The organism is Agrobacterium sp. LY4 (genome assembly GCF_001526585.1).
In the GTDB taxonomy this organism is placed as follows: domain Bacteria; phylum Pseudomonadota; class Alphaproteobacteria; order Rhizobiales; family Rhizobiaceae; genus Agrobacterium; species Agrobacterium leguminum.
In genome coordinates this window covers 57658-78426 of record NZ_ASYA01000012.1, presented here as the reverse complement: position 1 = coordinate 78426, position 20769 = coordinate 57658, and the positions used below count along the sequence as shown (strand labels likewise).

The window sequence follows — 20769 nt, the reverse complement described above, 5'->3', positions numbered from 1 at the left end:
CGAGAGGCCAGCCGTATCCTTCAATCCGTCAGCGCGACTTCGCCTGCTGACGCTTCACATGGGCGAGTATCGATTGCTCGTTAAGCGCGCCACGGTCGACGAGCACGCTGTCGAAGGCGCTCGCGGTCCTGGAGACCGTAGCCGATTCTTCGGAATAGGCCGCCGCAAATTTGGAGGAAGGCGTCGGCACGCGCAGATAATTGCCTCCGGGCGCCGCCGGCTCACGCATGAAATTGCCTTCCGGACGCTCCGCCAGGATAGGGCCGATTTCCGGCAGGATCGCGAACTGCTCGAAAGCCGGCGCCGGGCCATTGACCAGCGGCATGGCCTGAAGCGCTGCATTCTTCTTGGAACCGACAAGCGCCGTCTGTGCGGAGCCGCCATAATTCGGGTTGGACGCGGGAGCCGGAACGAAATTCGGCGAGGCCGAAGCCACCATCACACCCGTCGCGATCTGCCCTTCGGGCGCCACACCCGGCGAACGCGAACCCTTCGGAATATAGGATGCCATCAGATAAGGCATGTCGTGACCATCGAGCGGTGCGCGGCCGGCATATTGTACCCGCACATTGGCCGTGCCGGTGGCCTTCATGTCGAGAAGATCGGCCGTCTTGCTGGAAACGTCGATCAGGCGGCCTTCGTGGAACGGTCCGCGATCGTTGACGCGCACCAGAACCGAAGCGCCATTTTCCATGTTGGTGATGCGCGCGTAGCTCGGCAGGGGAAATGTCGGATGTGCGGCAGAAAGATGTTCTTTGTCGTAGACTTCGCCATTGGCGGTCAGGCGGCCATGGAAGGCGGAACCGTACCAGGAAGCAAGGCCGGTCTTGTTGTAACCCGGCTCTTCCTTCGGGAAATAACGGCGGCCCTTGACGGTATAGGCATTGCCGATCAGCTCTCGCCCGCCGCCCTTGGGAATGGCTTTGCCATCGGCCACGCGCGGGCTGGCTTTGACGCCATATTCGGATTCGGAAAAATATTCCTTGCTGCGCTTGGGCTTAGGCTTGGTCTCGGATGTCGTGGAACACGATGCGGTTGCGGCGCAAAGCACGGAAATTGCAAGCCACTTCACGCCCGACCTGGCGTTGATGCCGAGTTTCTTGACCGGAGAATTCAAATCGTCTGCCCCACGCTGCTATTGGCTCGGAGAACCGCACCCTCACTTGCCTCGATTATTTGCCCCTGCCATCGAAGCACCTAACAGTCGCTTAATCTTGTGCATAACGTGGCGAAAATGCGAACGACTTCTGCAAATTCGATAAAATTGTAATGAACGTGGTTAATGATTTCTATCTTTTAACTCACCCATCGGGCCGGATTTACCCGCCTCAGCATCTCCCACTCACCGCATCGGCAAGGAACAAACCGACGGCAACCGCGTTCTCTCCCCGCAAACAAACGAGCTTTCCGCCGGTTTCGGCTGAAGGAGGAAACATGATCAAGCTTATGAAAACCACAGCTCTGGCGATGGGCATCGCCCTGGTATCCTTCGCCGCGCCGATCCCCGCAGGTGCGCAGGACATGGAACTCAGAATCGGCCCCGACGGCGTTCGCCCCGTCATCCGCGATCGTGACCGGGACGTAGACCGCCGCGGCCCGCCCCGCATGCGCGGCTGCAGCGAACGCGAAGCCCGCGCCGCCGCCCGTGAGGCAGGCCTGCGCGATCCAGAGGTCGTGCGCGTCACTCCTGGTCGTGTCGTCGTCGAAGGCTTCACGCGCCGGGGACCGGATCGCATCACCTTCGCCAATGAACGGGGCTGCCCGGAAATCTGATTGGATCAGCAACATGGAACCCGCCGCAAGGCGGGTTTCTCCTTACGGCGCTGCTAAACTGTTTCCAAACCGAACATCGGTGTCAGGAAAACATCTGGTGTTTGATCGTTTTTTCCAATTTGCGGATTGCGTGTCCACCGCGGTCAATGCCTTGTGGGGGACGTCCGACATGAACAATGTGAAACGCTTAAGTCACCTCGCGGCTCTGCGTCTGACGTAGGCGATCGCAAAATACGCCGAGCCGAGCGAAACAACTCCCGCAAGGAAGCTCGTCAAGGCGAGGTATGCGGGACGGGATTTGAGCCTCGCGATTTGCTCGCCTAAAGTATCGATAATGAGTGTAACAGGCGAAGGCGACACGGGCCTCCACCCTTCCTCGATGCGGGCCAGCCTCGCGCCATAAACGAAAAGGCCGAGTTCCGGGGCGCCGGGGTCGAGGTTTTCAGCGGAAAGTCCGATTTCGGTATAGTTGAACGAACCGCCTCTCATGCCCTTGGTCCACTCGTCGCAGCGCCAGCATCCGCCCTCACCCTTGCTTCGCCAGTCTTCGATCCATTCCCAGACGTTACCGCCTTGCTGGCGCGTGCCGTAATAACTTTCCGACGCTGCAAAGGCGTCCACCTCGCTGACAAAATAAGGCATGCCCTCGCCAAGCTGGTCGAGCAGGGTATAGTTGGCTCCGGCAGGCATTTGCGCCGACGCGGGCTTCGGAGGCGTGTCTGACTTCGTTGGATATTTGAAATATCGACGATGCTCGGCGTTGTAATAAGCCGCCTTGTACCACTCGTCGTCGCTCGGAATAAAAAATCTGGCACCGAGGTTTCGAGAGGGCAAGCGGGCGCTGTCGAATGAAGCCTTTGGGGCGGGAAAGGCACGGGTATCATAGGCGCCGGTCTTTGCGTCTCCCTCCGTCGTGCCAAGCGCCTGCCTACCGATTGCGGGGCGGCCGTAATGCAGCCAGTTTGCCATACGGGCGAGATCGAACCAGGAAACATAGGTTACCGGCCGTTTCTCCCAACCCGGCTTCGATCGATAGGTGGCCTTGCCGCCTTCGGATATTTTCTCGAGGCCGCCGACAACACCGGTCTGCATATCGATTTTGAAGAGACCGTAAGCGTCGCCTTCGCGCGCGACCGCATTCAGAAATTCCGCATATTCGCGATTGGACAGCTCGTATTTTCCAATGTCAAAATCATATTCGACGCGACCCCGGCCTGTTCTCGGATCGACCGGATTTCCCTTGTCGGCGACACGGACAAAATCATACTGTTTGAACGGAACCTCGGGAAGATCGACGAAGCCTGGGGGTGATGGGGCAAGCCGTGACGCGACACGAAAACCGATGCTGGAAATGGTCACATCAGGATATTCCGTATCCACATATTCCGATTTGAGCGCCGCAGCAGGCAGCAACAACGATCCCCCCAGCGCCATGCGCTGGCCACCGGTCAGGTCTTCCACCCATTCCAGAACATTGCCTGCCTGTCCCAGCGTTCCGCTCGCAGACCGTGCCGTACCAGAGTCCTTTGCCGGTATCAGATGCGGGAAAGGCGCAGCCCAGCGGCCGTCGAAGTAATTGGCCGACGATGGCCCGATACCGGAGGCCGGCAGTTCATGTCCGGTGACATATCGGCGCTGCCTGTTTTCGGCCGGATCGAAGAAAGCGGCCTGACGCCACTCCGCACAGCTCGGCAACCAATATTGCGCATCCCTGTTTCTCAACCATGTCGCGGTATCATACGCGCCGTTGGAGGCATTCCCTTCCGTCACGCCCAGACCGGCAGGTTTCAACGGCTTGCCGTAATGCATCCAATTTGCATATCTCACGGCGGAGTACCAACTCACAAAGGTAACCGGCAGGTCAGCATATCCGGGCTTTGGCGCGTATCTGAAGTTCCCGCGCTCGCCTTTTCTCGATATCCCTCCCCAGAAATGCGTCTCCATCATCGGTGAATACAGCCCATGGGGATCGTTTATGGCGGCCACCGTATTCAGAAATTCCGCATATTCAAGATTTGTGGTCTCCGACGTCGCCATCGCGAAGTCTCCACCAATCCGACCGCACGATGACGCATCGCCGCCGGCGCGTATCGTCACCATCTCGGCAGCCCGCACGTCTGGCCAGTTACTACCGATTGCCAAACAGAAAATGGCACCGAAGACTGAATATGAAAATATACCCATATATGTATTCATAAATATATCAATACTGATTTATTCAATAATCTAAAGAATAATAAGGTTCAATATTAAAGAATCAGTCCTCACTATGCTCAAAATCCGTCTGAGAAAACGCTATTGATAGTATCAACGCTGTTTGTCACGGTCAGTATCGAGCCGGTCGCATTGCGATTGGGGACTTATGACGCTTTGAGTTGTCGATATTATGAAGATATGGAAGGTTTTTCGAAACGTTATGTCGGTGAATGCGCCTTGCGTACCCGGTTTCGGGTTGGCACTTACCCGGTTTTACCGGGACGCCACGGTGTATTGCGGGAACCGGTGGAAACCGCATGAACCAGAATCCCCATATTAATCAAGGCCAAATGGGAAGATACAGGGGCATGCGGGAAGCTATGATGGCAGATGGGGTGGGATTCGAACCCACGGTACGCTCTCACGCACGCCGGTTTTCAAGACCGGTTCCTTAAACCACTCGGACACCCATCCATCGGTGGTGAGGCTTTATAGCGGTTTGAAAAAGGCCGTCAATCCCGCCCGGGCGAGCTGTGTCGCCCTTCTCTTATGGTTGGCAGATCATTGCCCCGAAGGCGTTGCCGGCGGCAGCAGGGATCCGTCGCCTGAAGGTATCGAGGGCACCTGCTGAGCCGTCTCGAATAGCGTCAGGCTTAAAACGATTGCGACAAGCACCAGCAAAAGCGCCACGAAGAGGATTCCCGATTTATCCATGCGTCTGCTCATGTCACGTTATGTTAAAGGCGAATATGTGCAATTCGAGGCAATGCGAAGAATAAAGCGAAAGTCTGTCAAGTTGTCTTACAGATTTTCCGAACTCATCGTTCAAAAATCTGCTGATTGAGCGAAATTTATGCATAGGCGTACTGTTTGGGACGGAAATGGCCTATCGCGTCAGCACTATTGTCACTTATATCAGGCCATCGCTCCCGGGCATTGCCCAACTTTCCCCGAGCGATCAACCTGCCCCGCCTCTTTGCGGGGCTTTTTTCTTTTATGGCCCAGAAGACGAAGCGCGGCCAAAAAGGCCGGCGACTCCCCATACCGCCCTCGCCTCAAACGCCGATGCTCGGCCCGCCATTGCCATGCCGGCCGTCACCCCGGAGAATATCTTCGAACAGGTTCAGCAGCGCCGGCGGCAAGGTATCGGACAATTCGGCGATGATTTCGTTGGCGCGATTATAGGAATAAATGGCTGAAAGCGTCAGCACCAGCAGCACGATCCACGGCCAGATCGGCTTGCGCCTTTGCGGCGCTCCGTTCGGTTGTTGCGGTAAAGTCATGCCGATACCTTCCCTTCAGGCCTTCACCCGCGGCTCGCCTCCGGGCGCATAGGCGGTTTTCTGCAGGAAACGGAATATATTGCCGCACTGGGCGCAGCGGATCATGAAATCCGTCGGATCGCCCGAGGCGCGCTCCGCGCGAAATCCACGCGGCATTTCATCGATGCGAAAATCGACGTCCCGACGGCTCTTGTCATCCGATTCCGACGCTTCGGCAAAACCCTGATGACCACATCTGGAACATTCGAGCTTCCGGGAATATCTGTCGCGCGCTGCCATATGCCGTCCTTTGCTTGGTCGTTATCAGGTAGCAGCGGCAAAACATCATTTCAATGCCGATCGCCTCGGGTTAAAGCTTTGCACGGCTATTTCCCGGCCGGAAACTCATCCGGTGGCCGGAACGAATATGGAAGCCCATGAACGACCAGAAACCCCTGCTTTCATCGTCACTCATGCTCCGGGCCGCTCTCATCGCCGGAATTCTTCTCGTCTTTCTCGGCACCCTCAATGTCGGCATCAAATGGTATGGCGAGCGGATTCTCCAGGCGGGCCATACGACGGCTACTGAAGAGGTTGAGATCGTCATCGGCAACGACCGGCTGAAGCTTGCCAAAAACACCCTGCGGGCGCCTTCCGAGCGCCTGGGCGGAGAACGCGAGCGCGTCGACCTCTATCTAAGCTGGCCTGACCTCAAGGGTTACGAGGAAGCGAATCGCGCCGTCTTCGACGATCCTGCGCAGGCGGCAGGGCTGATCTTCATCCAGCTTTCGCAAAGCACCATGTCCGAGGACATGTCCGGTCGTTTCGGGCCGATCTATTCGAGGCTGACGGAAGGAGAGCCCGTGCCGCTGAAGCACGGCCTGCTGCTGCACCGCCTGCGCGCCGATTCCGGTTACGGCAAGGAAGTCATATTGACCGGCGAGCGCGAAGGCGAAAGCGCCTATGTGGTGCGCTGCCTGCTGCCGCAAACGCCGCAGGCGGCCACCGGCAGCGATTGCCAGAGGGATATTCACGCCGGACAGGACCTCAGCCTGTTCTACCGTTTCTCCTCCACCCTGCTGCCGCAATGGCAAAAGCTGGACGCGGATGTGAAAAACTATATCGAGCGCCGCCTCGTAAAAGACGGAAATCGGTGAAACAGCACGGCACAGATTGCGTGCGAAAAGTCGCATTTTATGGAAGGCAGATACCTTTCATAAACCACTTGGTAACGCCATCCCGATAAAGTTTCTTCCCGGAGCATCGGGCGGGGCGTGTCCGAGCGGAACAGAAATATGCGATTGAAGAGTTCAGCAGTGTTGAAAAGTCTATCTGGGGCACATTCGCGCAAAGCGGGTGCGACGTCTTTCGTAAGGTTTATTGCGTTAACCCTTGCTGCGGCGTTCATAACCGCAACATCCGTTCAAACCGCAAAGGCCGATCCGAAATATGCGGGCATCGTCATCGATGCCAAGACCGGCAAGGTCCTCTATGGCGAGGATCCGGACGGGCTGCGTTATCCGGCTTCGCTGACGAAGATGATGACGCTTTATCTGACATTCGAGGCGCTCAACACCGGACGCATCTCGCTCGATTCCAAGGTGCCGGTGTCAGCCAACGCCGCCAAGGAGCCGCCATCCAAGCTCGGCGTGCGCGCCGGCGGCAGCATCACCGTGGAACAGGCTATCCTTGCACTCGTCACCCGGTCCGCAAATGACATGGCAACGGCGCTCGGCGAATATCTCGGCGGCTCGGAAGACCGTTTCGCCAGAATGATGACCGCCAAGGCCCGCGCACTCGGCATGACCCGCACGACCTATCGCAACGCCAACGGCCTGCCCAACACGGCGCAGATGACGACGGCGCGCGACCAGGCCCGTCTCGGCGTCGCGCTTCGCCAGCATTTCCCGCAATATTACGGCTATTTCTCCACCCGCACCTTCAATTTCGGCAAGCAGGTTATCGGCAACCATAACCGCCTCGTCGGAACCGTGAAGGGTGTAGATGGCATCAAGACCGGTTATACCCGTGCAGCCGGCAGCAACCTTGCCACATCGGCTCAGCTTGACGGCCGCTCCATCGTCGCCGTCGTTCTCGGCGGCCGCTCCAGCGCTGCCCGCGACGCCACCATGCGCAAGCTTGTCGCAACCTACCTGCCGCAGGCATCGCGTGGCGGCAACAGCAACCTGATCGCGCAGACCCGCTCAGCGCCGGTCGAAGAGCCCGTCGCCGTGGCCGCTGCTGTTCCTTCCGTGGCAGTTGCAGCAACCGCAGCCGGCCTGCCCAATTCCGGTCCGGTGCCGCAGACCCGTTACGAAGAAACGCCGGTCACCGCCTTCGCAGGCTCCTCTTCCAATGCAGCCGTCAAGGCCATGGAAGCCGCCACCTGGCAGAAGGGCAAGGATCCAATCAATCAGGCGCCCGCTGCACCGGACCGCAAGTTGATCACCAACTCGACCAAGGTGGACAATATTGTCACCGCCTCCACCACGGCGCCTGTCCTCTCCGCCCCTTCGGTTTCGGCCAGGTCCGAGGCTCCGCAGGGCGGCTGGGTCATCCAGATCGGTGCATCTCCCGACGAGAACTCCGCACGCGGCCTGTTGCAGAACGCGCAGGAAAAGGGCGGCGCGGCACTGCGCTCCGCAAAACCCTTCACGGTCGCCTTCAGCAAGGACGGCTCCCAGATCTACCGCGCCCGTTTCGGCGGCTTCGATGGCCAGAACGCCGCGGTGAATGCATGCAATGCATTGAAAAAGAAAGGCGTCAGCTGCTGGGCGTCACTCCAGTAACAGACGTTTCCGCAGGCGGTGCTTCATGGTCGAAACATCGCCTGTCTCCTCGAAGTTTGTAATGTGTAGCGAGGCTTTCCAAGATGGCAGTCAACGAGAATTATTCGGACATTGCGTCTGGCAACGGGCATGGCAGCCTGTCGGTTCTGCATCCCATTCACGAAGCGGCGATGCGTATCGCCGATCTCGGTCTTAATCGTTCCAAGGCGAAGACACGCGATCTCGTGGCGCTGCTTCTGTCGCATGGCGCCCGCGCCTGGCGCTCCAATCAGCCGGAAGCGAACATCCACCTTCATGTCGCTAGCCGCTCGGGTCGCGCTCCGGTCCATATTCGCATTCGCTGAAAATCAAACGCAGTCGATACGACACAAACAAAAACCCCGCGGAGCCTGAGCGCCGCGGGGTTTTTCTTGATTGGTAACCGAAGATAACGAGGCGGCTTACGCCTCGTTTTCCGGTGCCTCCGGCGTATCCGGCAGATCGTCGGCGGCATCTTCGCCATTGCCGTTCTCTGCTTCGTCGTCGCCTTCCGGCTCGTTGATACGCTCCACGGAAACCACCTTCTCATCCTTGGCGGTCGAGAAGATCGTCACACCCTTGGTGGCGCGGCTGGCGATGCGGATGCCGTTGACCGGCACGCGGATGAGCTGACCGCCATCGGAAACCAGCATGATCTGGTCGCCTTCTTCCACGGGGAAGGCTGCGACGAGTTCGCCGATTTCGTTGGTCTTGGAGGTGTCGGTGGCGCGGATGCCCTTGCCGCCGCGACCCGAGGTGCGGAAGTCGTAAGAAGAGGAACGCTTGCCGAAGCCCTTCACGGAAACAGTCAGCACGAATTCTTCGCGTGCCTTCAGTTCCTGATAGCGCTCTTCGCTGAGTTCACCCTCTTCCGTCACTTCCTCGCCGACGAGCGCGATATCGTCCTCATCGACGCCTGCGGCACGCCGCTCGGTAGCCGAGCGCTTCAGATAGGCCGCACGCTCCCACGGTTCAGCTTCCACATGGCCCACAATGGTCATGGAGATGATGCGGTCGCCCTCGGCCATGTTGATGCCGCGCACACCGACGGAGTTGCGGCCGGCAAAGACGCGCACATCGTCCACGGGGAAGCGGATGCACTGGCCGAGCGCGGTCGTCAGCAGCACGTCGTCGCGGTCCGTACAGGTTTCGACGGAGAGGATTTCATCGCCCTCCTCGTCCAGCTTCATGGCGATCTTGCCATTGCGGTTGACCTGCACGAAATCGCCGAGCTTGTTGCGGCGAACCGTGCCGCGCGTCGTCGAGAACATCACGTCCAGCGTTTCCCAGGTGGTTTCGTCCTCGGGCAACGGCATGATGGTGGTGATGCGCTCGCCGGGCTCCAGCGGCAGCATGTTGATGAGGGCCTTGCCCTTGGACTGCGGCGTGCCGATCGGCAGGCGCCAGACCTTTTCCTTGTAGACGATGCCACGCGAGGAGAAGAACAGCACCGGCGTGTGGGTATTGGCAACGAAGAGACGGTTGACGAAATCCTCGTCGCGCGTCGCCATGCCGGAACGGCCCTTGCCGCCGCGGCGCTGCGCCCGGTACGTGGTCAGCGGCACGCGCTTGATATAGCCGAGATGCGAAACGGTGACGACCATGTCCTCGCGGGCGATGAGGTCTTCATCGTCCATATCGGGACCGCCCTCGACGATCTCTGAACGGCGCGGCGTGCCGAACTCGTCGCGGATGGCGACAAGCTCGTCCTTGACGATTTGCTGGATGCGCAGGCGCGACGACAGGATTTCGAGGTACTCGGAAATTTCAGCACCGATCTTGTTCAGCTCGTCGCCGATTTCATCACGGCCAAGCGCGGTGAGGCGGGCAAGGCGCAGTTCGAGAATGGCGCGCGCCTGCTCTTCCGAGAGATTATAGGTGCCGTCTTCGTTGATGCGGTGGCGCGGATCGTCGATAAGACGGATCAGGCTTTCCACATCCTGCGCCGGCCAGCGCCGCGTCATCAGCTCTTCGCGGGCCGAGGCGGGATCGGGCGCATGACGGATAACCCGGATGACCTCGTCGATATTGGCAACCGCAATCGCCAGACCAACCAACACATGCGCGCGCTCGCGCGCCTTGCGCAGCAGATATTTCGTACGGCGGCTGACGACATCCTCGCGGAAGGCCACGAAGGCGCGCAGCATGTCGATAAGCGTCATCTGCTCCGGCTTGCCGCCGTTCAGCGCCACCATGTTACAGCCGAAGGAGGTCTGCAGCGGCGTGTAGCGGTAAAGCTGGTTCAGGATGACTTCGGCATTGGCGTCGCGCTTCAATTCGATGACGACGCGATAGCCCTGGCGGTCGGATTCGTCGCGCAGGTCGGAAATGCCCTCGATGCGCTTTTCCTTGACCAGTTCGGCCATCTTTTCGATCATGTTCGCCTTGTTCACCTGATAGGGAACTTCGGTGATGATGATCTGCTCGCGGTCGCCGCGCATCGGTTCGATGGTGGCGCGGCCGCGCATGATGACCGAGCCGCGGCCGGTCTCATAGGCCGAACGGATGCCGGAACGGCCCATGATCAGCGCGCCGGTCGGGAAATCCGGGCCGGGAATGATCTGCATCAGCTCCGGCAGCTCAATCGCCGGATTGTCGATCATCGCGATACAGCCGTCGATGACTTCCGAGAGATTGTGCGGCGGAATATTGGTGGCCATGCCGACCGCGATGCCGCCTGCCCCGTTGACCAGAAGGTTCGGGAACTTCGCCGGAATGACGACCGGCTCCTGCAAGGTGCCGTCATAGTTGTCGCGGAAATCGACCGTTTCCTTGTCGAGATCGTCGAGCAAAGAATGGGCGGCCTTTTCCAGACGGCATTCGGTATAACGTTCTGCCGCCGGCGGATCGCCGTCGATGGAGCCGAAATTGCCCTGCCCGTCGATCAGCGGCAGGCGGAGCGACCAGTCCTGCGCCATACGCGCCAAAGCGTCATAGATCGCCGCATTGCCGTGCGGATGGAATTTACCCATCACGTCCCCGGTAACACGGGCGCATTTGACGTATTTCTTGTTCCAGTCGATGCCGAGTTCGGACATGCCGTAAAGAATACGGCGATGAACCGGCTTCAGGCCGTCTCGCACATCGGGAAGCGCGCGGGACACGATGACGCTCATGGCGTAATCGAGATACGACCGCTGCATTTCCTCCATGATGGAAATCGGTTCAATGCCTGGCGGAAGTTTTCCGCCGCCGGGGGGGCTCTGGTCAGTCAAAACGGATCACATTCTCTGTTAAGAATCGGATGGATTTTTATAGCGGAAACAGCCACGTTAAGCCAATTTCCCGGCGAGTTTTGAACAGGCTTTTGCGTCATTTGCAAGACGAACGCCGCATTTCACGATTTAGCCCGGCAAAAGCGCCGCCGCTCCCTTTCAAAGTGCCGGCGACTTGCGTAGGCTCCGCCCTAAAAACAGATGAGACGGGGAAAGAATGGCCAGCAGCGAAACGCTCATCAACGCGCTTACCACACTTCTGGTCACGCTCGATCCGCCGGGCCTTGCCCCCGTCTTTCTGGCGCTGACCGCCGGCATGACGCGCGACCAGCGCAGCCAGGTGGCGCTGCGCGGCTCCATCATCGCCTTCGGCATTCTCGCCGTCTTCGCACTCTTCGGCCTCGCCATCCTCAATCTTCTCGGCATCTCGCTCGGCGCTTTCCGCATCGCCGGCGGCCTGTTGCTGTTCTGGATTTCCTTCGAGATGATTTTCGAAAAACGCCAAGAGCGCAAGGAAAAGACCTCCGAGATCGCCATCACCAAGGACCACCTTCACAATCTGGCAGTCTTTCCGCTGGCGCTGCCCCTGATCGCCGGGCCGGGCGCCATCTCCGCAACCGTGCTACTTGCCGGCTCGATGAAAACCACCGTCGAGATGCTGGTGCTCATCCTGATCCTCGCTTTCGCCATGGCTCTCGTTTATGCGGCCCTGATCGTCTCGGAGCGGATGGACCGTTTTCTCGGCAATACCGGCCGCGCGATCCTGACCCGGCTGCTCGGCGTGCTGCTTGCCGCCCTTTCCGTGCAGTTCGTGGTCGACGGGATAAAATCGGCCTTCGCTTTTTGAAAAGCCGACCCTTGGCAGTGTCTGCGCAATAAATTCACGCCAACCGCTAAAACGCCGGAAAATCCTCCCTTTAAATCCGACCGCCGCTTCGGCTAAAAGACTCATGTTTTTTCGGATTTGAAAGTTATCTCCATGCGTTCCACGCTGCGTCGCCTCATCCCGGATGCCGCACCCGTCAGCAACAGGGAAAGGCTGCGCTCCGCAACCGGCGCCTTTGTCGGCATTCTGCTGACCGGCCTTCTGGGAAGTCTCGCTCTCAGTTTCGATCCCACCCTGCCCGCCATGATCGCCCCGATGGGCGCTTCGGCCGTGCTTCTGTTCGCCGTGCCCTCCAGCCCGCTGGCGCAGCCCTGGTCGATCCTCTGCGGCAACCTCGTTTCGGCCTTCGTGGGCGTGACAGTCGCGCTGTTGGTTCCGGATCTATTCCTTGCCAGCGCGCTCGCCATCAGCCTCGCCATAGCCGCGATGATGGCCTTGCGGTGCCTGCACCCGCCAAGCGGTGCTGTGGCGCTGACCGCCGTTCTCGGCGGCCCTGCCGTGCACAGCCTCGGTTATGGCTTTCTGCTGTGGCCGGTCGCCGGAAATTCGCTGATCCTTCTTGCCCTGACCCTCGCCTATAACAATGCCACCGGCCGCGCCTACCCACACGGTCTGAAGCTTGGAAAGGCCGCCCATGGCACCACGGATCCGACACCCATCCAGAAAATCGGCTTTTCCTCCAACGACCTCGACGAGGTGCTGAAGGAATATGACCAGGTCCTCGATATCGACCGTGATGAACTCGAAACCATTTTACGCAAGACCGAACGCGCTCCTGGCGTCGCCGTGCGCTGCATCTCGATTGCGCCAGCGTCATGTCGCGCGATGTCGTCGGTGTTGCGCCTGATGACAGTCTGCGCCATGCCCATGCGCTGATGCACAGCCACCATTTCAAGGCATTGCCGGTCACCAACGATAAGGCGGAGATCGTCGGCATCGTCACCCAGACGGATTTTCTGGAAAAGGCGAGCTGGAGAAACGGCCGTCCCTCCATCGGTTTCCTGCAGCGGCTGCGCCTCATCCTCTCCGGCGCAAGCGCCCCCAACGATACCGTCAAGGACATCATGACATCGCCGGTCAGAACCGTACGGCCGGAAACGGCAATCGAGGAGGCCATCATCCGCTTTGCCGAAGAAGGACTGCACTACCTGCCGGTGATCGACGCCAGAGGCAAGATGGTGGGCATCGTGTCGCAATCCGATGTCATGGTCGCGATGCTGGCGGACAAGGTCGCGGCATAATCTGCCGCGACGCCGAAATACCTTCTCCCCGATCGGAAAGCCGGCAAAGCCGGATGCTAGCGCCTCGTCTTCAGAAGACGCTGCCATAGCGTGCCGCCAAAGAACCGGCCGAGCACGACAAAATATGCGATGATAAGCGCAAACGCGATAAAGGCAGGCACACCGTTCAAGGCAAAACCCTGTGGCGTGCGCCCGCCTGCAACCGCCGCCACGAGAAATCCGGCGGCGAAAAACGCCGTCCAGAAATCGAGGAAGAAGGCAAGAACGATGCGCCAGGTCGCCGGCTGTTTCGGTGCGGGCGCATCACTCATGCCTGTCTCCCGTTACGCTTTCCCGAATTCGCCATCCGCTCAGAACGGAATATCGTCATCCATATCGTTGGAGAAGCCGCCGGAAGGCTGGCCGCCGCCACGGGAAGAGCCGCCGCGCGGAGAGGACTGCTGGTCGTAACCGCCGCCATAGCTGGAGCCGCCGCCGCTGCCATAATCGTTACCGCCGCCGAAATCGCCGCCGCTACGGCCACCGCCCTCACCGCGACCATCGAGCATCGTCAGCGTGGAGTTGAAGCCCTGCAGCACGATTTCAGTGGAATAACGGTCGTTACCGGTCTGGTCCTGCCATTTGCGCGTCTGCAGCTGGCCTTCAATATAGAGCTTGGCGCCCTTCTTGACATATTGCTCGACGACCTTGCACAGGCCTTCGTTGAAGACGACGACGGTGTGCCATTCGGTCTTTTCGCGGCGCTCGCCGCTGTTGCGGTCCCGCCAGGTCTCCGAGGTGGCAATGCGCAGATTGGCGATGGGACGGCCATCCTGCGTCCGGCGGATTTCGGGATCGGCGCCCACGTTTCCGATCAGAATTACCTTGTTTACGCTACCAGCCATCTCGTCATCCTGTCCGCCGGCCATCATGACCGGCAATTGCATTTCAAAAAATTCGCCACACAATAGCTGCCGCCGCCCGCAAAGGGCACCGCAAGCATGGAACTATCCACAAAGAATAATCTTAAGCTGCGGGAGCAGACATTCGCGCTTGCAATTCGTTCCTTTTTTGTTCTATTAAATCGCAGATTTCGAGTCAAGCATTCCGAAAAGCTGCGACCGATTGGGAATAGACCTCGACACATCCGGCTGCGTCACTACATAAGGACGCGCTGCCATCAAGCCTGTTATTTTTGTCCGAGCCTTGTCATGAGTGAACTGAAGACGATTTCCATCCGTGGCGCCCGCGAGCACAACCTCAAGGGCATCGATCTGGACCTGCCGCGCAACAAGCTGATCGTCATGACCGGCCTTTCCGGTTCGGGCAAGTCCTCGCTTGCCTTCGATACGATCTATGCCGAAGGCCAGCGCCGTTATGTCGAAAGCCTCTCGGCCTATGCGCGCCAGTTCCTGGAAATGATGCAGAAGCCGGATGTCGACCAGATCGACGGCCTGTCACCGGCAATCTCCATCGAGCAGAAGACCACATCGCGCAATCCGCGTTCCACGGTCGGCACGGTCACCGAAATTTACGACTATATGCGCCTGCTGTTCGCGCGTGTTGGCGTCCCCTATTCGCCGGCCACGGGCCTGCCGATCGAAAGCCAGACGGTCAGCCAGATGGTCGACCGCATCCTCGCTTTCGAGGAAGGCACGCGTCTTTATATTCTCGCGCCGATGGTGCGCGGCCGCAAAGGCGAATATAAAAAGGAACTCGCCGATCTGATGAAGAAGGGCTTCCAGCGCGTCAAAGTGGATGGCCAGTTCTACGAAATCGCCGACGTGCCCGCCCTCGACAAGAAATACAAGCACGATATCGACGTGGTGGTCGACCGTGCGGTGGTGCGCCCGGATATGGCCGCGCGCCTTGCCGACAGTCTCGAAACCTGCCTCAAGCTCGCCGACGGGTTGGCGGTCGCGGAATTCGCCGACAAGCCCCTGCCGCCGGAAGAAACCGCCGCCGGCGGCTCCGCCAATAAGTCGCTCAACGAGACCCATGAGCGTGTACTGTTTTCGGAAAAATTCGCCTGCCCCGTTTCCGGCTTCACCATTCCGGAAATCGAGCCGCGGCTGTTTTCCTTCAACAATCCCTTCGGCGCCTGCCCGAGCTGCGATGGCCTCGGCTCGCAGCAGAAGGTGGATGAAAACCTGATCGTGCCGGAGCCCGCCCGCACCCTGCGCGACGGCGCCATCGCTCCCTGGGCGAAATCCTCCTCTCCCTATTACAACCAGACGCTGGAAGCGCTCGGCAAGGCTTTCGGTTTCAAGCTGTCGAGCAAGTGGTCGGATCTTTCGAAAGAGGCGCAGCACGCCATCCTGCAGGGCACCGATGACAAGATCGAATTCAACTATCAGGACGGCGCCCGCTCCTACAAGACGGTGAAGAATTTCGAAGGCATCGTGCCCAATCTGGAGCGTCGCTGGAAAGAGACCGACAGCGCCTGGGCGCGCGAGGAAATCGAACGCTACATGTCGGCGGCCCCCTGCCCGGCCTGCGCCGGTTACCGCCTGAAGCCGGAAGCGCTCGCCGTCAAGATCAACAGGCTGCATATCGGCGAAGTCACCGAAATGTCGATCCGCACCGCACGCGACTGGTTCGAGGTGCTGCCGGAAAGCCTCAACGCCAAGCAGAACGAGATCGCAGTCCGCATCCTCAAGGAAATCCGCGAACGCCTGCGTTTCCTCAACGATGTCGGGCTGGATTATCTCAGCCTATCGCGCAATTCCGGCACGCTTTCCGGCGGTGAAAGCCAGCGCATCCGGCTGGCCTCGCAGATCGGTTCGGGCCTCACCGGCGTTCTCTATGTTCTCGACGAGCCCTCGATCGGCCTGCACCAGCGCGACAATGCCCGCCTGCTCGATACGCTGAAACACTTGCGCGATATCGGCAATACCGTCATCGTGGTCGAACATGACGAGGATGCCATTCTGACGGCGGATTATGTGGTCGATATCGGCCCGGCCGCCGGCATTCATGGCGGTCAGGTGATCGCTGAAGGCTCACCGCAGGAGGTGATGGCTAATCCGAAATCGCTGACCGGCAAATATCTCTCCGGCGAGCTCGGTGTCGCCGTGCCGGCGGAGCGCCGCAAGCCCAAGAAGGGCCGCGAAATCAAGGTTTTTGGCGCACGCGGCAATAACCTGAAGAATGTCACGGCCGCCGTGCCGCTCGGTGTTTTCACTGCCGTAACCGGCGTTTCGGGCGGCGGCAAATCCACCTTCCTGATCGAGACGCTCTACAAATCGGCGGCGCGTCGGGTGATGGGTGCGCGCGAAATCCCGGCCGAACACGACCGCATCGACGGTTTCGAATTCATCGACAAGGTGATCGATATCGACCAATCGCCGATTGGCCGCACACCGCGTTCCAACCCGGCCACCTATACCGGCGCCTTCACGCCAATCCGCGACTGGTTCGCCGGTCTGCCGGAAGCCAAGGCGCGCGGTTATGCGCCGGGCCGTTTCTCCTTCAACGTCAAGGGCGGCCGTTGCGAGGCCTGCCAGGGCGACGGCGTCATCAAGATCGAGATGCACTTCCTGCCTGACGTCTACGTCACCTGCGATGTCTGTCACGGCAAGCGTTACAATCGCGAGACGCTCGATGTCACCTTCAAGGGCAAGTCCATCGCCGATGTGCTGGATATGACGGTCGAGGAAGGCGTGGAGTTCTTCGCCGCCGTGCCGGCCGTGCGCGACAAGCTGCAATCGCTTTTCGATGTCGGCCTCGGTTACATCAAGGTCGGCCAGCAGGCCAATACGCTCTCCGGCGGCGAGGCGCAGCGCGTCAAGCTCGCCAAGGAACTGTCGAAGCGCTCAACGGGCCGCACGCTCTATATTCTCGACGAACCGACGACCGGCCTGCATTTCCATGATGTCAACAAGCTCCTGGAAATGCTGCATGCCCTGGTCGAACAGGGCAATTCCGTCGTGGTGATCGAGCATAATCTCGAAGTCATCAAGACGGCGGACTGGATCATCGACATCGGACCCGAAGGCGGCACGGGCGGCGGCGAGGTGGTGGCGACCGGCACACCGGAGGACATCGTCAAGGTTGAGCGTTCCTATACCGGTCACTTCCTGAAGGAGCTTCTCGAGCGCCGGCCGGCCGGAAAACGGGAGGCTGCGGAGTAATCCGCAGCTTTCGTCGCAAGGGTTCGATAGGCCGAAGGCCGGAGGAGGAACAGCATATGTCGACATCAGGCACGATCCGCACCGGTATCGGCGGCTGGACCTTCGAGCCATGGGAAGGCGCTTTTTATCCGGAAAAACTGCCGAAGAAGCGCCAGCTGGAGCACGCCAGCCGGCAGCTCACGGCGATCGAGGTTAACGGCACTTATTACAGCAGCCAGAAACCGGAAACCTTTGCCAAATGGGCTTCCGAAGTGCCCGAGGATTTCGTCTTCTCGCTAAAGGCGAGCCGTTTCGTTACCAACCGCAGGGTTCTGGCCGAGGCCGGTGAATCGATGACGAAGTTTCTGACGCAGGGGCTGACGGAGCTTGGGTCCCATCTCGGCCCGATCCTCTGGCAATTCGCCCCGACGAAAAAATTCGACGCGGAGGATTTTGGCGCATTTCTGTCCCTGTTACCGGAGAAGCAGGACGGCATCCCTCTTCGCCATGTCGTCGAGGTGCGCAACGAGACATTTCAGGTTCCGGAATTCATCGATCTTCTCGGCAAGCACAAGGTCGCCGTCGTCTGCGCCGATCATCATGACTATCCGATGCTGCCGGATGTGACGGCCGATTTCGTCTATTGCCGCCTGCAGAAGGGCGAGGACGATATCAAGACCTGTTACCCGAAAAAAGAGATCGACCACTGGGCCGAGCGGGTAAAGACCTATGCAAAGGGCGCCGTGCCGGACGATCTGCCGCTGATAGCGCCGGATCGGAAGGTCGAAAAGACACCGCGCGATGTCTTCGCCTTCTTCATCACCGGCGGCAAGGTGAATGCGCCTGTTGGTGCGCAGGAACTGCAAAAGGCGGTCTGAACTCTTTCAGCCCGCCATGTTTTTCGTCGGGCTGAAATCGATGGTGGCGAAAGCGGCCTCGATAACCTCCGGGCCAGCGCCCGGCCGGGTGGCGTCGCTGGAGAGGATTTGCCGGAAACGGCGCGCGCCGGGCATGCCCTGAAACAGACCGACCATGTGGCGGGTGACGTGGTTGAGACGTCCGCCCGCCGCGATATAGTCGGCGGCATAGGCCATCATCGCGTCACGCAGCGCTATCCAGTCTGGCTGGCGAGCCTCTTCGCCATAGATGCGATGGTCGACATCGGCAAGAATGGACGTGTTGTGATAAGCGGCACGGCCGAGCATCACGCCATCCATATGCTGGAGATGCCCGCTCGCCTGATCGAGATCGGCGATACCGCCATTGATGCCGATAAAGACATCGGGGTTTTCCCGCTTCATGCGATAGACGAGATCATAATCGAGCGGCGGCACTTCGCGGTTTTCCTTTGGCGAAAGCCCCTGCAGCCAGGCTTTTCGCGCATGAACCCAGACCGCGTCCGCGCCTGCCGCAACAACCCGCTTCAGAAAATCCGGCAGAACCGCTTCCGGCTGCTGATCGTCCACCCCGATCCGGCATTTCACCGTAACCGGCACGCTGCCGACAGCCTTCATTGCCGCGACACATTGCGCCACCACCTCCGGCTCGCGCATCAGGCAGGCGCCGAATGTGCCGGATTGCACGCGATCCGACGGACAGCCGACATTGAGGTTGATCTCGTCATATCCGTAATCGCCGGCGATCCGCACCGCCTCGGCGAGCTTGGCCGGATCCGATCCGCCAAGCTGCAGCGCGACGGGATGTTCCTCAGGGTGATAGCCGAGCAGCCTGTCGCGCTGGCCATGGATGATGGCGTCGGCAACGATCATTTCGGTATAAAGCAGCGCGCGCTTCGACAATTGCCGGTGCAGAAACCTGCAGCGGGTATCGGTCCAGTCGATCATGGGGGCCACGGCGAAGATTTTTTCGCCGCTTGCAAGCGCTTGTCTGTACATGGATTAACCTCTTTGCGCCGGCTTCTACAGCAAAGGACCGTAAAAAGCCAGTTTTGCAGCCAGGGTCATTTTGAACTGGAAATCGCCCCGGAATCGGGGGACAAGAATTGCACCGAAAAAGACGACAGGAAATCCACATGGCCGCCACCGTCATCCCCGCTCCGAAACCCGTTCTCCTGCCCGTGGAAGGCACGGGCGATCTGTTCCCCGTCCGGCGGGTCTATTGCGTCGGCCGCAATTATGCCGATCACGCCATTGAGATGGGCCACGATCCCTCGCGCGAGCCGCCCTTTTATTTCCAGAAAAACCCGGACAATCTGCTGCCCGCCGGTCAGGACTTCCCCTACCCGCCGCTGTCATCGAATGTGCACTACGAAGTCGAATGTGTCGTTGTGCTGAAAAGCGGCGGAGCCGATATCCCGGCGTCCGAGGCACTGGACCATGTCTGGGGTTACGCCGTCGGCATAGACATGACCCGCCGCGACCTTCAGGACGGCCTGAAGAAGATGGGCCGCTCCTGGGAAGGCGCGAAGGCCTTCGAATATTCCGCACCGGTCTCCCCCATCGTCCCGGCAGACAGGATCGGCCACCCCGCTACCGGTGCGATCTGGCTCGCCGTCAATGGCGAACGCAAGCAGACGGGCGATCTGGCCCAGATGATCTGGAAGGTGCCGGAAGTGATTGCCGAGCTTTCCAAGCTGTTCACGCTTGCCGCTGGCGATGTCATCATGACCGGCACACCGGCCGGCGTCGGCCCCATCGTGCGTGGCGACCGCATTGAATGCGGCGTCGAAGGTGTCGGCACGCTAGGCGTGACGGTTGCCTGAAAGCCATCGCCAAGACTAAAGGGAGGACACCACCATGCCGCTTTACCGCCTCGCCGACCGGGTGCCGCAGACCCCTGCGCCCGATCGCTACTGGGTTGCCCCCGACGCCAATGTCATCGGCTCTGTCACGCTCGGCGAGGATGTCGGCATCTGGTTCGGCGCAACGCTGCGCGGCGATAACGAGCCGATCAGCATCGGGCGCGGCACCAATATTCAGGAAGGCGTGATGGTGCATAGCGATCCCGGTTTTCCCGCTGTCATCGGCGAAATGTGCACCATCGGCCACCATGCCATCGTGCATGGCAGCACCATTGGCGACAATTCGCTCATCGGCATGGGTGCGACGATCCTGAACGGCGCGAAGATCGGCCGCAACTGCCTCGTCGGCGCCAATGCGCTGGTGACGGAGGGCAAGGAGTTTCCGGACAATTCCCTGATTGTCGGCTCGCCGGCGCGCGCCATCCGCACGTTGGATGACGAGGCCGTCGCGGGGCTTCGCCGCTCGGCGGAAAAATACATCGAAAACTGGAAGCGCTTTTCGAAAGATCTGGCGATAATCGAGGGGTAGGAAACGGC

General features: G+C 59.8%; 18 protein-coding genes, 1 tRNA gene and 1 pseudogene. 10 read left to right on the top strand and 10 right to left on the bottom strand.

The window, feature by feature from the left end:
* Positions 1-28: 28 nt before the first annotated feature.
* Entirely contained in the window at positions 29-1117 is a 1089-nt protein-coding gene (locus L904_RS11305) for a septal ring lytic transglycosylase RlpA family protein (RefSeq protein ID WP_035260707.1), read from the bottom strand.
* A gap of 317 nt (positions 1118-1434) precedes the next feature.
* Here L904_RS11305 and L904_RS11300 point away from each other — a divergent pair, with 317 nt between their 5' ends.
* Positions 1435-1773: a hypothetical protein gene (locus L904_RS11300; protein WP_003523701.1), complete on the top strand. Its 339-nt coding sequence runs from the start codon at positions 1435-1437 to the stop codon at positions 1771-1773.
* Between the two features lie 192 nt (positions 1774-1965).
* On the opposite strand, the gene L904_RS11295 is transcribed toward L904_RS11300, so the two are convergent.
* The 5 genes from L904_RS11295 to L904_RS11280 form a co-directional block, all read right to left on the bottom strand.
* Positions 1966-3969 (bottom strand): SUMF1/EgtB/PvdO family nonheme iron enzyme, encoded by a 2004-nt coding sequence (locus L904_RS11295; protein WP_082707604.1) that lies wholly within the window; start codon positions 3967-3969, stop codon positions 1966-1968.
* 384 nt (positions 3970-4353) lie between these two features.
* Positions 4354-4443, bottom strand: a tRNA-Ser gene (locus tag L904_RS11290).
* A gap of 87 nt (positions 4444-4530) precedes the next feature.
* Positions 4531-4683 (bottom strand): hypothetical protein, encoded by a 153-nt coding sequence (locus L904_RS26950; RefSeq protein ID WP_196248053.1) that lies wholly within the window; start codon positions 4681-4683, stop codon positions 4531-4533.
* A gap of 341 nt (positions 4684-5024) precedes the next feature.
* Positions 5025-5252 carry a hypothetical protein gene (locus L904_RS11285; protein ID WP_035261278.1) on the bottom strand — a complete coding sequence of 76 codons (228 nt, stop codon included), beginning with the start codon at positions 5250-5252 and terminating at the stop codon, positions 5025-5027.
* Between the two features lie 15 nt (positions 5253-5267).
* Positions 5268-5531 (bottom strand): hypothetical protein, encoded by a 264-nt coding sequence (locus tag L904_RS11280; protein ID WP_035261275.1) that lies wholly within the window; start codon positions 5529-5531, stop codon positions 5268-5270.
* Between the two features lie 137 nt (positions 5532-5668).
* Here L904_RS11280 and L904_RS11275 point away from each other — a divergent pair, with 137 nt between their 5' ends.
* The 3 genes from L904_RS11275 to L904_RS11265 all read left to right on the top strand — a co-directional run bounded on the left by L904_RS11275 (position 5669) and on the right by L904_RS11265 (position 8364).
* Complete coding sequence (locus L904_RS11275) at positions 5669-6388, top strand: hypothetical protein (RefSeq protein WP_035261273.1); 720 nt, start codon at positions 5669-5671, stop codon at positions 6386-6388.
* Between the two features lie 138 nt (positions 6389-6526).
* On the top strand, positions 6527-8020 hold the full coding sequence (locus L904_RS11270; RefSeq protein ID WP_051671858.1) for a D-alanyl-D-alanine carboxypeptidase family protein: 1494 nt from the start codon (positions 6527-6529) through the stop codon (positions 8018-8020).
* An 83-nt stretch (positions 8021-8103) separates the two neighbouring features.
* Entirely contained in the window at positions 8104-8364 is a 261-nt protein-coding gene (locus L904_RS11265) for a hypothetical protein (protein ID WP_003502750.1), read from the top strand.
* Positions 8365-8460: 96 nt separating this feature from the next.
* Here the strand turns inward: L904_RS11265 and gyrA are convergent, their stop codons facing one another.
* Positions 8461-11253, bottom strand: coding sequence for a DNA gyrase subunit A (gene gyrA / locus L904_RS11260; protein WP_035261270.1), 2793 nt, complete (start codon positions 11251-11253; stop codon positions 8461-8463).
* 217 nt (positions 11254-11470) lie between these two features.
* Between gyrA and L904_RS11255 the strand changes: the two genes are divergently transcribed.
* Positions 11471-12100, top strand: coding sequence for a MarC family protein (locus L904_RS11255; RefSeq protein ID WP_003525062.1), 630 nt, complete (start codon positions 11471-11473; stop codon positions 12098-12100).
* Between the two features lie 132 nt (positions 12101-12232).
* Positions 12233-13380 (top strand): annotated as a pseudogene (locus L904_RS11250) (HPP family protein).
* Positions 13381-13436: 56 nt separating this feature from the next.
* Here L904_RS11250 and L904_RS11245 read toward each other — a convergent pair.
* The gene (locus L904_RS11245) at positions 13437-13691 is read right to left on the bottom strand and encodes a hypothetical protein (RefSeq protein WP_020809939.1); all 255 of its coding nucleotides are present in this window, start codon (positions 13689-13691) and stop codon (positions 13437-13439) included.
* Positions 13692-13730: 39 nt separating this feature from the next.
* Positions 13731-14306 (bottom strand): single-stranded DNA-binding protein, encoded by a 576-nt coding sequence (locus L904_RS11240; RefSeq protein ID WP_020809938.1) that lies wholly within the window; start codon positions 14304-14306, stop codon positions 13731-13733.
* 264 nt (positions 14307-14570) lie between these two features.
* Between L904_RS11240 and uvrA the strand changes: the two genes are divergently transcribed.
* Positions 14571-17492, top strand: coding sequence for an excinuclease ABC subunit UvrA (gene uvrA, locus L904_RS11235; protein ID WP_020809937.1), 2922 nt, complete (start codon positions 14571-14573; stop codon positions 17490-17492).
* 56 nt (positions 17493-17548) lie between these two features.
* A complete protein-coding gene (locus L904_RS11230) occupies positions 17549-18349 on the top strand; it encodes a DUF72 domain-containing protein (RefSeq protein WP_020809936.1) in 801 nt (266 codons plus the stop codon).
* A 6-nt stretch (positions 18350-18355) separates the two neighbouring features.
* Here the strand turns inward: L904_RS11230 and dusA are convergent, their stop codons facing one another.
* Positions 18356-19366, bottom strand: coding sequence for a tRNA dihydrouridine(20/20a) synthase DusA (dusA, locus tag L904_RS11225; protein ID WP_020809935.1), 1011 nt, complete (start codon positions 19364-19366; stop codon positions 18356-18358).
* A gap of 137 nt (positions 19367-19503) precedes the next feature.
* Here dusA and L904_RS11220 point away from each other — a divergent pair, with 137 nt between their 5' ends.
* The gene (locus tag L904_RS11220; protein ID WP_020809934.1) at positions 19504-20193 is read left to right on the top strand and encodes a fumarylacetoacetate hydrolase family protein; all 690 of its coding nucleotides are present in this window, start codon (positions 19504-19506) and stop codon (positions 20191-20193) included.
* A 34-nt stretch (positions 20194-20227) separates the two neighbouring features.
* Positions 20228-20761 carry a gamma carbonic anhydrase family protein gene (locus L904_RS11215; protein ID WP_020809933.1) on the top strand — a complete coding sequence of 178 codons (534 nt, stop codon included), beginning with the start codon at positions 20228-20230 and terminating at the stop codon, positions 20759-20761.
* Positions 20762-20769: the final 8 nt, after the last annotated feature.